The organism is Caulobacter sp. BK020, from assembly GCF_004342605.1.
GTDB lineage: Bacteria > Pseudomonadota > Alphaproteobacteria > Caulobacterales > Caulobacteraceae > Caulobacter.
Genome location: NZ_SLZL01000002.1, coordinates 288,348 through 303,846, shown reverse-complemented (window position 1 = coordinate 303,846; position 15,499 = coordinate 288,348). Strand labels below are relative to the sequence as shown.

The 15,499-nt window shown below is 64.3% G+C and carries 7 protein-coding genes and 1 pseudogene; 3 read left to right on the top strand and 5 right to left on the bottom strand.

Annotated elements, in window-relative coordinates; translation table 11 throughout:
- Positions 1 to 10: 10 nt before the first annotated feature.
- The 4 genes from EV278_RS03725 to EV278_RS03710 form a co-directional block, all read right to left on the bottom strand.
- The gene (locus EV278_RS03725; RefSeq protein WP_132086783.1) at positions 11 to 1,084 is read right to left on the bottom strand and encodes a glycosyl hydrolase family 18 protein; all 1,074 of its coding nucleotides are present in this window, start codon (positions 1,082 to 1,084) and stop codon (positions 11 to 13) included.
- Between the two features lie 15 nt (positions 1,085 to 1,099).
- Entirely contained in the window at positions 1,100 to 2,749 is a 1,650-nt protein-coding gene (locus EV278_RS03720) for an alpha-L-fucosidase (protein ID WP_132086781.1), read from the bottom strand.
- Positions 2,749 to 4,905: a glycoside hydrolase family 2 TIM barrel-domain containing protein gene (locus tag EV278_RS03715; protein ID WP_132086780.1), complete on the bottom strand. Its 2,157-nt coding sequence runs from the start codon at positions 4,903 to 4,905 to the stop codon at positions 2,749 to 2,751. Before EV278_RS03715 ends, EV278_RS03720 begins: the two co-directional genes overlap by 1 nt.
- Before the next feature lie 181 nt (positions 4,906 to 5,086).
- Positions 5,087 to 7,756: a TonB-dependent receptor gene (locus tag EV278_RS03710; RefSeq protein ID WP_132086778.1), complete on the bottom strand. Its 2,670-nt coding sequence runs from the start codon at positions 7,754 to 7,756 to the stop codon at positions 5,087 to 5,089.
- A 522-nt stretch (positions 7,757 to 8,278) separates the two neighbouring features.
- Here EV278_RS03710 and EV278_RS03705 point away from each other — a divergent pair.
- Entirely contained in the window at positions 8,279 to 9,019 is a 741-nt protein-coding gene (locus EV278_RS03705) for a GntR family transcriptional regulator (protein ID WP_132086776.1), read from the top strand.
- Positions 9,020 to 9,090: 71 nt separating this feature from the next.
- Here EV278_RS03705 and EV278_RS03700 read toward each other — a convergent pair whose 3' ends face one another.
- Positions 9,091 to 11,823 carry a TonB-dependent receptor gene (locus tag EV278_RS03700; RefSeq protein WP_132086774.1) on the bottom strand — a complete coding sequence of 911 codons (2,733 nt, stop codon included), beginning with the start codon at positions 11,821 to 11,823 and terminating at the stop codon, positions 9,091 to 9,093.
- A 261-nt stretch (positions 11,824 to 12,084) separates the two neighbouring features.
- Here EV278_RS03700 and EV278_RS24270 point away from each other — a divergent pair.
- Together EV278_RS24270 and EV278_RS03690 are read left to right on the top strand one after the other, a co-directional pair.
- Positions 12,085 to 13,062, top strand: a pseudogene (locus tag EV278_RS24270) (phosphatidylinositol-specific phospholipase C1-like protein); the annotation flags it as partial.
- A gap of 1,736 nt (positions 13,063 to 14,798) precedes the next feature.
- Positions 14,799 to 15,380: a hypothetical protein gene (locus EV278_RS03690; protein ID WP_132086770.1), complete on the top strand. Its 582-nt coding sequence runs from the start codon at positions 14,799 to 14,801 to the stop codon at positions 15,378 to 15,380.
- Positions 15,381 to 15,499: the final 119 nt, after the last annotated feature.

The window sequence follows — 15,499 nt, the reverse complement described above, 5'->3', positions numbered from 1 at the left end:
CCGGCAATCCTCAGCGCTTGACCACGGGCAGGACGTCCCAGATCGCAGGGTCCTCGGATCCCAGCACCCAGGCGCTGAACCCGGCCAGGCCCTGCTGCTTCACCACATCGTAGCGGGCCTTGAAGCTGCGGGCGTCGGGCATCGACACCCACTCGTTCATCTGGTCGCGATAGAGCACGTACCAGCTCTCCTTCTGGACATCGTCCCACTGCACCTTGACGCCATACTCGCGGGCCATCGGAATGGACTCGTCACCGTCGAAATAGACCCCGTTGATGTTGACCGCCTCGGTCCCGTCGGGACGCACCGGATTGTCGGCGAACCAGCGATAGCCGTAGAGCGGAATGCCCAGCGAGATCTTCTCGCGCGGAACCACCTTCAGGGCGTAGTCGAGGTTTTCCATCACCCAGGGCATGCCGCCGACGGGGCCTGGCGGCGTCCAGCGCGTATGCTGGTCGTAGGTCATCAGGCTGACCTCGTCGGCGATCTTGCCGAGGGCTTCAATGTCATAGGCGCCGCGCCAGTATTCCCACATCCACTTGGAATAGGCGCCCTTGCCCGGATGGCCGGGAGCGTTGGGCACGACGGCGACGCCCATGGTGAAGCCGTTGGCGTGCAGGGCGTCGGCGGTCTGCTTGGCCATCAGGGTGAAGGCGTCGCGGTCCAGATAGCTGATGTTCTCGAAATCGAAGTGGAAGCCGACATAACCGTTGGCCTTGGCCTCCCGGACCAGCGCCTCGATCATGCTCTTCTTGGCCGCCTCGTTGCCCATCAGCTGATGCAGGCCGGCGCGGTCGGTCAGCGAAATGATCGGCATCACCGGCAGGCGCGCGGCCTTGGCCTTGGCCAGGATCCCCGGGTTGGGCGCGCCGGTGACCAGGCCGTCCTTGGACACCCCGTACCAGGTGGGCACCAGCAGGCCGATCTTGTCGATGTGCTGCTCGAAGGAGCGCGTCGATTTGGGCGTTTCCATCAGGTAGAACAGCGCCACCGGCTGGGTCGCCCTGCCCTGGGCCAGAGCGCCGGCGGTCCCGGCGAAACCCAGGGCGGTGGCGAGAAGTATGCGGGTCAGGATGCGGCGCATGGCGGCCCTTTTCACTTAGGCGAGTTCGATACGATAGACGTAGGCGGCTTGGCCGGCCGGCTGGTCGCCGACCGCCAGTTGCAGGCCCTCGGCCGTCTGGCTGAAAGTCACTGGCCGGCCAGTGCTGAGCGCGGTCACCGACTGGACGCGGTCGCTCGGCTTGATCGTGGTGATCAGGGCCCGGTCGCCCTCAGGCGCGCTCAGTTGCAGCACGTAGAGCCGCCCTTCTCGCGTGGTGAACCGGAAGTCCTTGGCCGTATAGGGCTTGGTCTTGGTCTCCTGGAACGAGCCGTCGGCGATCTCGGTCGGCCCCTCGCCGAACACCCGCCAGGGCCGCGAGCCGTAGATCGCCTCGCCGTTCACGCCCAGCCACTGGCCCATGGCCAGCAAGGTGTCGCGCGCCGCCGCGGGGATGCTGCCATCGGCGTGCGGGCCGACATTGAGCAGCAGGTTGCCGTTCTTGGAGACCACGTCGATCAGCAGATGGATCAGCTGGCCGGCGCTCTTGTAGGTGTCGTTCTCGATGAAGCCCCAGGCCTTGTCGCTGATCGAGGTGCAGGTCTGCCAGACCGTCGACTGGATGCCCGGCGCCTGACCGCGCTCGATGTCCAGCACCCCGGCGCCAGCCGGCATCGAACCCAGCTTGTAATTGACGACGCCCTGGCGGCCCTGGGCGGCCTTGGTGTTGTAGTACTGGGCCAGCATGGCCGGCAGGGCGGCGCGGAACTCGGCCTTGCCGATCCACCAGTCGAAATAGATCAGTTCGGGATCGTAGAGTTCGACCAGCTCGGCCGTGCGCGCTAGCCAGTCGTCGACCCAGGCCTGGGAAACTGCGGTGAAGTCGCCGTAGAGGTCGGCGTCGTCCTTGCCGGACATCCGCAACTGGGCCGGGCCGTAGAGCTCCAGGTAACGCGGGTCGTTGACGTCGGACGGGATCTTGCGGCCCTCGTCGAAGAACCAGTCGTGTTCGGCGCGGTGGCTGGAGAGGCCGAAATGCAGACCCTCGGCCCGGGCGACCTTGGCGAAGGCGCCGATCAGGTCGCGCTTGGGACCGGTCTTGACGGCGGTCCAGTCCGACAGGCGCGTGTCGTACATCGCATAGCCGTCGTGGTGCTCGGCCACCGGCACCACATAGCGGGCGCCCGCCTGCTTGAACAGCTTCGCCCAGCCGGCCGGGTCGTAGGCCTTGGCGGTGAACTGGGGGATGAAGTCTTTGTAGCCGAAGCGGTCCTGCGGTCCGTAGGTGGCCCGGTGGTGCTCGTACTCCTTCGAGCCTTCCTGGTACATCAGCCGCGAGTACCACTCGCCGCCGAACGCCGGCACCGAATAGACGCCCCAGTGGATGAAGATCCCGAATTTGGCGTCCTGGTACCAGAGCGGCGGCTCATAGGCCTTCAGCGACGGCCAGTCGGCGCGGAACGGGCCATGCTCCGTCATCGTACGGGCCCGCTTGAGCACAGTGGCGCGCGGCGCATCGAACTTGGCAGCCGCCCGGCGCCAGGCCTGGTCGATCTTTTCCGGGCTCAACGTTTTAGCCGTCGGCGCGGTCGGTGAGACCGCCGGTTCGGCCGCCAGGCTCGGCGCGGCGGCAGCGGTCGTCGCGCCGGCTGCGGCGACCGCCAGAAAAGCGCGACGGTCGAGGCTGGTCGGATCGGTCTTGGACATCAGGGCGTCACCGGGTTGTTGGAAAGCTGCGCGGGATCGGGCTGGAACGGCGCCGAGCCCAACTTGAAGGGTCGATATTCTGCTATCTCGCCGCCCGAGCGGACTCCGGTCGAGGTCAGAATATCAAGGGTCAGGCGAACGATGCCGTCCACGGGCTTGTCCCAGGCGCCGGTGACGGCCGCCGGGGCCGCGAGGTCCAGATCCGTGGGCGCACTTTCGCCGACGACCACGCCATTCTGGTCCAGCGCCTTCCAGCGGACCTTCTGGCCGATCAGCGGATAGGACGGCAAGGTCCCGGTCGCACGCGGCGCGACCTTGGCGGTGAATCCCCTGAGGCCGCCGTCGCCCACGGTCCAGGAAACCGAAACGTCGAGCGCCCGGTTGCGCTGCTCCCAGGCCGCGTACGACGGCTTGCGCTGGCGATATTGGTCGACCACCCCGTGATCCACATAACCATCAACCGAGCCGGCGTAGAGGTTCCGGTTGGAGTGGTAGTCCTGGTAGGTCCAGAAGATCGCGCCGCCCACGAACGGCCGCTTCTCGAACGCCGCCATCTGGCCCTGCAGGTTCTCGACCCGCGCCGCGTCGGCGGCCTTGGGATCGGCCGAGAACGGGCCGGGCCAGCCGAACTCCGAGATGACCAGCATCTTGTCGGGATAGGCCTTGTCGAAGAAGTCCAGCCACGGCTCCACGGACTCGGCGCCGCCGCTCCAGGTGCCGAAATAGGCGTTGGCCATGATGAAGTCGGCCTCGCGCAGGGCCTGGGCGGGCTTCCACGGCGCGATCGACACGTCCGAGTCCGCGAAGGTCACGAAGCGACCAGGGTCGAGCGCATTGATGTGCGCCTTCATGGCCCGGAAGAACGCCAGACCGCCAGGCTTGGAGGCGTCGCTCTCGTTCATCACGCTCCAGGCCAGCACGCTGGGATGGTTGGCGGCCTCGGCGATCATCTCGTCCATCTGGCGCTTGGCCAGCGGCAGCAGGCGCGGATCAGCCAGCTGGGCCTCGGTCATCTGCCAGATCGGGATCTCCGGGATCAGCAGCACACCCTGACGGTCGGCCTCGTCCAGCACCGCCTGCGGCTGCGGATAGTGCACCGGCCGGGTCAGGGTGACGTGCAGCGCCGCCAGGTCGTTCCAGTCCTGACGGATCGTGCCCGCGCTCTCGGCCTGGCCCTCCCACGGGGAGTCCTGGTGCCGGGTCATGCCGGTCAGGCGCACGGCCTGGCCGTTCACATAGAGACGGCGGTCCCGGATCTCGATCCTGCGGAAGCCGACCGTATCGGCGCGTTCGTCGAGCAGCCGCCCGTCCTCGTCGCGCAGCTGCGTCGACAGGCGATAGAGCTTGGCGGCTCCGACGTTCCACAATTGGGGCTGCTCGACCCTCAGGCTGAGCGACGGCTCGGCCGCGACGCCGGCCGCGACGCGCACGGCCTGTTCGGCGTGGGCCACGACGCGGCCTTCGGGGTCCTCGATGGCGGCCGCCAGGCGGTAGACGCGGGGCGTCGCATCGACGTTCTCGACCCGCACCCGGGCGGTGGCGGTCGCGTGGTCGGCGGACAAGTTCTGGGTGATCGTCTGCTGGCGGATCAAGCCCTTGTCGGCGACGTTCAGCCAGACATCCCGCAGGACACCGCCGTTGCGCCACCAGTCGTACCAGACATTGTCCGCGGCCTGCAGCCGCATGGCGTAGCCGGGGATGGTGGCCAGGCCCGGCCGGTTGTCGATGGCTACCGCGATCCGGTTCCCGCCGGGACGCACCAGCTTGCTGACGTCCAGGTGATAGGCCGTGAAGCCGCCCTCGTGGCCGCCGGCCTCGACGCCGTTCACGAACACCCGGCTCTTGTAGAACGTGCCGCCGAAATTAAGCTCGACGTGCCGGCCGACCAAGCTTTCGGGTAGGACGAAGGTCTTGAAATACCAGCCGACGCCGTCGAAGGCCTGGTCCTGGCCCAGGTTCCAGGTGTGGGGTACGGAGACGACCCTGGCGCCTACGGGCGGCCCGGCGGTCCAGCCGGAGGCCACCCCCTCTCCGTTCGGGTCGGTGCGAAAGCGCCAATCGCCGTCGAGGTCAAGCCGCGTGGCGGCCTGGGCGGCGTGGCCGCCCAGGGTCAGGACAAGGAAAAGCAGGCGCAGGATATTGCCGATCTTCCTCATCCCCGCTCCCGCCCTTCGGCCTTGAAGGCCGATAGTCGAAGAACCGGGCCTTGGCCCGGTCCGTACGCCCGAAATCGTCTTAAGCCCCGGCACCGGAACGCCGGATCTTGTTCCCCCCAAAAAACGGGCTGCCGCCGCCTTGCAGTCACGGCGACAGCCCAGTCGGGGAGAAAGGTAAACGCTACATCTTGTACGCGAAGCTCAGGGCCAGCACGCGACCGTTCTTGTAGAAGGCGGTCGGGGCGTCCTTGGTGCCGCTATACGAATAGTAGGTTTCGTCCAGCAGGTTCTGGGCGTTCAGGTTCAGCGACATACGATCGGTGAACTTGTACGAGGCCGAGAAGTCGAGCTGGTTGTAGCCGTCGGTGCTGTCCTTGGAGTTCAGACGGCCGATACCGGTGAAGTACGACGAGCGATAGTTGTAGCTAAGGCGCGCCTGGAACGGTCCCTTCTCGTAATAAGGAATGACGTTGACCGTGTACTTCGACAGGAACGGCATGTTGTAGTCCTGGACCTCCGCTTCCGAGTAGGAAACATTGGTCTGAATGCCGAAGCCCCAGGGCAGATCGCTCTGGAAAGACACCAGCAGGCCGTTGACCTTGGCGTCCTGCGCGTTGATCGGCGAAGTGACGCTATAGGTTTCGGTGCGCTGCGTGTTCGGATTGAACAGCTGCATGTCGGTGGTCTTGGACACAACGTAGGAGCTGATGTCGCGGTGGAAGACTTCCGCCGCCAGCATGGCGCCCGGTGCGAAGTACCACTCGGCCGACAATTCGAGGTTCAGGGCTTCATAGGGCTTCAGGTTGGGATTGCCGCCGCCCGCGGTGTGCTGGTTGTCGTCCCGGCTGAACGCGCCGGCCAGTTGGCCGTAGCGCGGACGGGCGATGACCTGGGCCGCGGCGCCCCGCACCACGATGTCCGGCGTCACCGAATAGGCGACGTTGAAAGCCGGCAGGAACTTGTCGTAGCTCTTGGAAACCGTGGTCTGGGTATAGGTGTTACCGTTGTCGCTGCTCAGCCAATAGGTGGAGTCGTCTTTGGTGTTGACGAAGCGGCCACCGATGTTGCCGCGCCAGCCGTTCTGGTCGAAGTTGGCCTGAACGTAGGCGGCGGCGATCTTCTCATCGACCTTGAAGCTCGAACCGTAGTCGATGCTGTAGAAGGAGTATTTTCTCGCCTTCAGCAGACGGATTACCTCTTCCTTCGGAATGGTCGTGAACTGGGTGGCGTTGCCGCTGGCGCCCAGGCCGCTGAACAGGTCATCGGGCGTGGTGATCGTCTTGATGTCCGCCAAGCTGAACGGCGTGTCCGAATAGTCGGACGTGCCGGCCGAGGATTCCTGATTGCTGTGGTCTGAATATTTCAGGCCGAACAGGATCTTGTTGAAAGGCCCCCATTCCACGTCGCGCTTGAAGTCGACCTGACCGTAGGTTTCTTCGTCCGAGGTCACGCCGGTATAGACGCCTCCGAGTTGGAAACCCGTGAACGTCTGGCCGTTGCGGGTGACCGTGCCATTCTTGCGGCTGGCGAAGGTGCCGGGGACGCTCGGGTCCGACGTATAGTTTACCGTCGTGTTCTTGCCGTCGAAGGCATAGGTGAACCCGGCGCTGGTCATCGCCGAGAACAGGTACTCAGGATCCTTGCCGCCCGTGGCCTTGGTGTAGCCGCCATCGGCGTGGATGTCCCAGTCGCCCTTACGCCAGTTGGCGGCCAAGTTGATGCTGTCGTTCTTGATCGTGGTCTTGCGGTAGTTGGTGTCGAGCTGCGCGGTGTCGCCGTTCGACTTGGGACCGAACACGCCCTGGGTCATCAGGCCGTTGTTGACCGTGGCGGCCTGCAGGGTGGTCGGCGTCCAGACCGCGACCGAATATTCCGACTGGCTGTAGTTGTTGTACTTGCCGTCGATATGCAGGCCGGTGAGCAGGAACTCCAGGTCGTCGGTCGGCTTGTACTGCACGGCGCCCGAGAGGCCCACCCGTTCGCGCGTCTGGTCGAAATAGGCGAAGTTGATGCAGCACGGCAGGCGGGAGGCGCGCAGGGTGGCCAGGCTGGCGTTGGTCGGCGCCGCGCCGTTGATGGTCGGGCCGCCGGTCACGTTGCCGGCCGCGTCGTAGGTGAAGGCGCTATTGAAGCTGTCGCCGCCGCTGTAGCCGAAGTATTCGACGCCGGCCCGGGTCAGGTGCTGCTTGTCGTACGTGGCGCCCAGCAGGACGCCGAGGCTGCCGGTGCTGTCCTTCCAGCTGTAGAGGCCGGAGGCGCGCGCATTGCCCTTCTCGGAACGGTCGTTGTAGGCGTAGCCGAGCGAGCCCGAGAACGTATTGGCGTCCAGGTCCAGTGGCTTGCGCGTGTGGACGATGACCGTGCCGCCCAGGCTGCCTTCGTCGATCCGGGCTTCCGGCGACTTGAACACTTCGGCGCGCGCCACGATCTCGGGCGCCAGCAGCGAATAGTTGAAGCTGCGGCTCGATCGGTCGGACGGGTTGCCGCCCCAATCGGCCGAGGCGATGCTGTGGCCGTCGACCAGGATACGGTTCAGGGCCGGATCGGTGCCGTGGATCGCGACCCGCTCGCCTTCGCCGAACTGGTGGTCGACGCTGACACCCGGCACGTGGGCCAGGGCTTCGGCGACGTTGCGATCAGGGAACTTGCCCACGCCGTCGGCGGTGATGACGTCGACCACCGCGTTGGCCTCGCGCTTGACCTGGATCGACTTCTTCAGGCTCTCACGCAGACCGGTGACGACGACTTCGTCGACCGTCGTCGCGCCGCTGGCCGTCTGGGCCGACGCCGCGCCGGCCACGAACATCCCCGCCAGAGCGGTCGTCAGCAGAATATGTGCTTTGAGGCTCATTTCGAGTCCCCTCCCCTTGGGCGCCGCAGCACCCACCCTCGCCAGACCGTCGCCACGACAGCCGCTCAAGCGCTCCGAGACCCCTAGAGACCAATCCAGGACCATTGGAATACCTGATGCGAGCCTGAGCCTACGTTTGGGCTCCCACTTTCGTCAATTAGTAAATTAAATTTCATATATAATTCTGAAACGACCGGCGGTTTTTGGCGATGGATCTCGGCCACAATGAAAATAAGCTATTGTAATATATGATATTTTTTCGCGACGATGGCGCGAGTTAATTTGCGGCTTTAGACCGCACTTGGCCGGTTTTGCCCCTGCCAGAACGTGGTAATTAAAGCAAATTGATGTTAGTTGCTCATTGGGCTGAAAATGGTCTCATAGGTGGTATGCGCCTGGTTAGTCACTCCAGGACGGTCCACGTGAGCCTTCCCTCCGCCCGCCTCCCTGGAAGGGGCAGGTCGTTTTAATCCCTTCCAGCCGCCCGAGACTTCGCTTCCCATGAAAGACCTAGGCAAGCCCATGTCCTTCTCCGACACCGTGGGTCGACTCGAGGCTGACGACACGACGCCGCTGTACCTGCAACTGCAGCGGGTCGTGCGAAACGCGATCAAGCGCCGCGTCCTGACACCGGATGTCGCCATCCCGCCCGAGCGGGACCTGGCCGAGGAATACGCCGTTTCCCGCATCACCGTGCGCAAGGCCCTCGGCGGTCTGGTCGACGAAGGCCTCCTCAGCCGCCGCCGCGGCGCCGGCACCTTCGTCACGGGCCGGGTCGAAAAGAGCTTCTCCAAGCTGTCCTCGTTCTCGGAGGACATGCTGTCGCGAGGACGCCGCCCCCACAGCGCCTGGATCAATCGTTCGCTCGGCGCCGTGACGCCCGAGGAATCGCTCTCGCTGGTCTTGTCTCCCGGTGCGCCAGTCTACCGGTTCCATCGGATCCGCTACGCCGACGACTCGCCCATGGCCCTGGAATATTCGACCATCCCGGCCTACTGCCTGCCCTCGCTCGATGCGGTGGAGGACTCCCTGTACGACGCGCTGCACAAGGCCGGCTATCGGCCCGTGAGGGCCTTGCAGCGCCTCCGCGCCGTCACCTTCACCAGGGAGCAGGCCGAAACGCTGGGCGTTCGTCCGGGCGACGCCGGACTGCTGATCGAACGACGCGGCTTCCTGCCGGACGGCCGCGCGGCGGAGTTCACCCAATCCTACTATCGCGGCGACGCCTATGACGTCGTCGCCGAGCTCAACAACAATCTGTAGGGCGATTTCGGAATCGCAAAGGCCGCCCGAAGCGTTCTTCGAGCGGCCCCGCGAGGCTGTCTCTGCGGAAGCTAGAACTGCATGTTGGCGCCCACGAACACCGTGCGGCCGCTGGTGGTGTCGTTCCACAGCCGGCGGGCGCCGATCGCGCCGAACCCGTTGTTGTAGCTGTTGTACTGGGACTCGCGCTCGTTGGAGAGATTCACGGCGTCGAGCGTCAGGCGCAGCCTCGGCGTCAGCTGGTAGAAGGCCGCGGCATCGACATAGGTCGTGGCCTTGAAGCCGCCGCTATCGATCGTGTAGTCCGAGCGGTAGTTCGACGAAACCCGCGCGCCCCACCTGGCCGTCTCGTAATAGAGCGTGACGTTGTGATTCAGGTCGGACATTCCGTAAATCGCGCCCTTCTGGGGCTTGCCGTTGACGAGGTTGGTCGTCTCCGAGTCGATGAAGGTGACGTTGGCGACGACGCCCATGTTCTTGAACGGCCCCGGCAGGAAGAAGAAGTCGCTCTGGGCGCTGAGCTCCAGGCCGGTCAGGGTCGCCTCGTTGAGGTTCACCGACCGCGTGTAGGAGGTCACGATCGTCGAGCCCGTGACGCCCGGATACAGCTCTTCGGCCAGGCCGGTGCTGGCGTAGGCGACATTGTTGACGGTCTGGCTGCTGACTAGACCGTCGATCTTCTTGTGGAAGACGCCGGCGGTCAGCATGCCGATGCCGCCAAAGTACCATTCGGCCGACAGGTCGAACTCATCGGAGGTGTAGGGGTTCAGGTTGGGATTGCCGGTCGACACCGTCACGTTCGTCCCATCGACGCTGATCGTGCCGTTCATCGCATAGGCGGCCAGCGACGGGCGGTTGATGTTCTGGGCCGCGGCGGCGCGGACCTGGAACTGGTCTGACACTTCCAGCACGACGTTGAAGGCCGGCAGCACGCCGGAATAGCTCTTCTTGGCCTCGGTCGGCGTATTGACGCCCTTGACCGCCATGACGCCCGACGAGGTCAGTTCGGTGTCGTAGGCGCGCAGGCCGACATTGCCCCGCACCGGCTTGCCGAACAGGGCGGCCTTCCAGTCCAGCTGGACGTATCCGGCCTTGGTGTCCTCCTCGACCTGATAGATCGCCTTGGGCGCGCCCAGGGTGCGGGTGACACCGTAGAAGGCCAGGGCCTTGTCGAAGTCGACGTTCACCCAGGACTGGTCGTGGTGCTTGTCGAAAATCGTGTAGTAGCTGGTGACGTGGTCATCCAGCGCGCCCTTTTCCCACGCCGTCTTGTTCACGTCGTCATTGGTCTGGGTGAAGCCCGAGTTCTCGAAGCCGCGATACGAGCCCCCCGCCTTCAAGGTCAGGGCGTCGTTCAATTCCCAAGCCGCGTTCAGCTCACCATTCTTCAACTCGGTGCTCTGGTAGGTGGCCGAAAAATCGATCTCGTGGGCCCGGTAGTTGTTCGGATCGGTGGTGTTCCATTTGTAGGTGTTGTGGCCCGTGTCGCCGCGATAGTCGGTGATCAGTCCCCCGAACGCCTCGGTATAGAACTTGTCCGAGATCGGAATGTCATAGTCCGACGTCTCCCGACCGATATGGCCGTCGACCGTCAGCCGGTCGGTGACCTTCCACTCGCCGGTCAGCACCAGCTGGTCGAAGGTGTTTTTCGTCTGCTGGCGGCGGGTTTCGGTGGCGAAGACGGTGTTATCGACATCGGCGTAGACGACCGTGTTATACCGGTCGTACTGGATGGCGTTCAGCACTGGCGGCGGGCTGACCAGATTGCCCGAATGGGGCGTGGCCGCGCCCAGGATGGTCGAGTTCAGGGTGGCGCGGGTGGCCAGGCTGTTCTCGTCGCGCTCGTTGGTGAACTTGCCGTGTAAGGCGTCGAGGGTCAGGGTAAGGTTCTCGACCGGACGCCATTGCAGCGCGGCCGTCACGCCCAGGCGCTCCTGGTCCGAGCCCCAGACGGTCAGGCGATTGCCGCGCTGGAAGATCAGTTCGCCGTTCATGGCCTTGGCCTGGTCGGCGGCGCTGAGATTGACGACATTGGCCGCCAGGGCCTTGGTCGTCGGGGCGGCGTAGGTGTTGTAGCCCTGTTCTTGCGTCTGACGCTTGGAATAGGCCACCGAGACCAGGACGCCGAACCTGTCGTCCCAGTTCTTGCTGACCATCGCCGCGCCGCGCGGCTGAAAGTCCTTGGTCGCCGAATTGGTGCCGCCCTGCAGAGACAAGGCGGCCTTGGTCCCCGCATAGTCGAACGGCTTGGCTGTGTAGAGGCCGACCGTGCCGGCCATGCCGCCTTCGTCCTGCTCGGCCGAGAACGACTTGCGCACATCGACCTTCGAAAACAGCTCGGAGGCGAAGATGTTGAAGTCGAAGGCCCGGTCACGCGAGGTCTGGCCGCGGCTGTCCATGGGCGAATCGACGTTGCCCAGCACCTCCATGCCGTTCAGCTGCACGCGGGTGAAGTCGGGACCCAGGCCGCGCAGGCTGACCCGACGTCCCTCGCCGCCTTCGCGGTTGATGGCCACGCCGGGCAGGCGTTGCAGCGACTCGGCCAGGTTGAGATCGGGGAACTTGGCCATGTCCTCGGCCACGATCACGTCGGCGACGATGGCGCTGTCCTTCTTGGCCGCCCGCGCCGCGCCGAGCGACTTGCGAAAGCCCTGCACCACCACCTCGTCGACCGCGTTTGCGCCCGGATCGGCCGGCGCGGAAGTCGGTGCGACCTCGGCGGCCTGAGCCGAACCGGTGAGCAGAACGGTGACGAGCACGCCGGCCGCGGCGCTCATGACCAGCGCCTTCTTGATTGGTGACATGAAAAGCCCCTGTACTGGCGCCGGAGGGAGACAGGCTCAAGTTGAGCGCCCGGCGAGAGGCCGGGCGTTAGGGGTGTTCCGTGACTCCCCGTTCTCGTTTCGAATAAGGGTTTGTGACGTCGGAGCGGCGGGGCGTCGCCACGGACGCGAAACCGTCATCGAGCGCCGCTAGTCGGACCGCGACCTTCGGAGAGCCCCATGCTGAGTCTCGTTGCCGCGCTGATGCTGGGCGCCGCTGCCGCCGCCACCCCGCACATGAACGACCTCACCACCGTTGGCACGCATAACAGCTACAAGCTGGCGATCCCGCCCGAGGAAATGGCCGCCATGGTCGCCGCACGCGGACAAGCCGCCCTGGGCGTGGACTATGCCCACCGGCCATTGGTCGAGCAGCTGGACGCCGGGGCCAGACAGCTGGAGATCGACGTCGTCGCCGACCCGCGCGGCGGCCTCTACGCCAAACCGCTGACAGCCCTGGGGCACGGAACTGTCCTGTCGCCCAACATCGCCGCCGCACTGGCGAGGCCGGGCTTCAAGGTCCTGCACATGCCGGACGTCGACTTCCGCAGTTCATGCCCGACCTTCGTCGCGTGCCTGACCGAGGTGAAGGCCTGGTCCAAGGCCCATCCGGACCACGTGCCGATCCTGATCCTGCTCAACGCCAAGGACGGTCAGGCCAGCCTTCCCGGCGGGGTGGTCCCCCTGCCCTTCGACGAAAAGACGTTCGACGCCCTCGACACCGAGATCCGCTCGGTGTTCGACAACGGTCAGTTGATCACCCCCGACCTGGTGCGCGGCCGGCGCGCCACCCTGCGCGAGGCGGTCCTGGCCGACGGCTGGCCCAGTCTGGCCGCCTCGCGCGGCAAGGTCTTCTTCGCGCTGGATGAGAGCCCAGCCAAGGTGGCGGCCTATCGGGGCACGCGACGATCGCTGGAGGGCCGCGCGATGTTCGTCAACACCGACGAGGCCTCGCCGGACGCGGCCTATCTGACCCTCAACGATCCGATCGCCCAGAAGGACCGCATCGCCGCCGCCGTGAAGGCGGGGTTCATCGTCCGCACGCGCGCCGACGTCGACACCTGGGCCGCACGAAACAATGATGTGAAGCAGCGCAGCGCCGCCCTGACCAGCGGCGCGCAATATGTCTCGACCGACTACCTCTGGCCCGATCCGCGCTTCGCCAGCGGCTATACCGTGCGCCTGACGGGAGGCGATGTCGCCGTCTGCAACCCCGTGCGGGCGGCCGATCGTTGCGATGGCGTGGCGCTGGAATCCTTACCTGGCGTCCCGGCGCGCGGCTATCTCACACCCCAGGCCCGGCCGGACCTGACCAGGATCCTGGCCCCGCCGCCCTCCCCAGACTCGCCCCGCGCCGTCGCCGACGCGGCGATCTTCGACCAGACCCGCGCCCTGAAGGATACGCCTCGCTGGGCCCAGGCCGCCGCCGACGTCGACGGCTCCATGTACGAGCACTTCGCCCAGGCCCTGGGCGTAAGGCTGACGCCCCAGGCCGCGCCGGTGCTGACCGCCCTGCTGGAACGAGCCGGCGAGGATCGCTCGGTGGTCGGCCTGGCCAAGACCTACTGGGGGACGAAACGCCCCTATATCGGCAAGGAGGCCGCTCCGATCTGCGAGCCCAGGAGCGACCACCTGGCCGGCAATCCGGACTATCCGTCCGGGCACTCCGTCCATGGCGAGCAGGTGGCGATGATCCTGGCCGAGCTGGCCCCCTCCCGCGCCGCCGTCCTCTACGCGCGGGGCCGCGACTATGCCGAAAGCCGCTATGTCTGCGGCTCGCACACCTTCAGCGCGACGGAAGCCGGCCTCCAGGCCGGCGCGGTGATCTATGCGGCGGAACACGCCTCGCCGATCTTCCGTCGGGACATGGACATGGCCCGCGCGGAGCTGGACGCGGCCCTTGGATCGCCCTCCCGATGACCGGCGGCCCAGGAATCGGAGTTTCCCGTCACGCCGATTCCGGTGGCGGAGGACGGAAGCAAAGCAAATCCAGAACGTCCCGCTCCCTACGGTACAGCTTCGCTTGAGGCGGTTCGGCCCACGATGACGATCATCGAGACGAAACTGTCGTTTAAAAAGCGACGCCAAATCGGAAATCGTATAGATTCAGCTTTACTTATAAAAGCCTGATTTACGCTTCTATATCCTTATATAATTTCGGAAAATCGCTATATATTTCGGTAGATTTTATGATGTAACATTATTTTACGTTCCATTTCTTCATCTATACATGCAAAACTGCTCCACCATCTGGCATTTGCATCACCGCCAAGGTAATAGATACTTCCATTCTTGACAGATTTGCAAAAATTTACTCCGAATTTCGTCTACTTTAACCACGAACGCGCCACCACGCACACATTCCCTTAGACGGTTTGCAATACGAAGCACCTATAAGAGATAAGTATAGAACAAGCGCCAAGCGTTACCCGAGAACCATTTTCAATTCACATCCGACAGCAATCCCGACCACCCCGTCAACTATATCGCAGCAACACATATATCTCGTCGCCATTCCATCATACGATTTATACTACCAACTCGCTGGGGCAAATCCTGTAGAAACAGCCCGTCACCCACAACAACTTCAGCATCACTGTTTTGAGAAATGATCGTTTCGTTTTTTTCCATATATACTTATAAATACATCACATGTCACCAAAATACGCCGAAATATCGAAATTAAACTCCATTTTTGAATTCATCTTAAGTAATTTTGCGGAAAGGACGGTCGAAACTCGCCATATATACGCAATTTATAATATAGATATACTATTTCCCACGGCGTTTTAGCAATTGATATCGATAAATTCAACTGGACCAGCAGCATCCTGTTAACCATTCGTTAATGCTTTGGGCCGTTCGCTCCGCAATGCATGCCACCTAAGCGAGAAGGTGACGCCATTTCCGGAGCGAAGGCATCCAGAATGGCGTTAATCGGCATAAAGAGAGGGCTAATGGCGAAGATGACTGAAGTATTGGCGGGCGGAAATCGCCGGCGTCGCGTTTTCGCGGCTGTTGTGGGGCTCGCGCTGGTTGTCGACATTGGTCTCCTAGCGCCCATCGCGGCTGCGGCGACGACCGCCGCCCAGGGGAACGCCGCTGTCTTCCGCGACCAGGCCAACAAGGTCGGCGCGCAGAGCTGCGCGAACCTTTACGAGGCGCTCGGCCAGGGCCTTACCCGTGGGGCGGCGTTCTCGGTCAAGACCGAAGCGGATAAAAGCGCCCCCGACGCCCATATCGTCCAAGGGGTGATGGGCATGAGCTACGACCTGCCCGATCTCAAGGGGGTCGCCGGCGGGATCGCCCTCGCCGCGCCCGGCGCTGACGGATGCGAAGGCTATCTGGTGCGCGTGGCTCCCTTCCAGAAGCCGTGCGCCGAGGTCGTCAGCCTCCTTCCGGCTGGAAGCACGGCGGGCGAGGCCCTCTTGGGCGTCTGGCAGTACCGACTGGGTGGAACCCAGGGCCAGGCGCTGATGATCCCCAGCGGCTCCAACTGCGTGGTGGTCACCCTGTCCGGAATGACCCAGCGCAAGTGAACCGCGCCGCCTGTCGGCGAAGCTCGCAGGATCGATCGTGCGGACAGGCGCCCGCCGCACGGGAGCAGTGAAGCGGGCCCAGATCGCGGCTCTCGCCAACGTCCAAGGGGCTGGCGGGC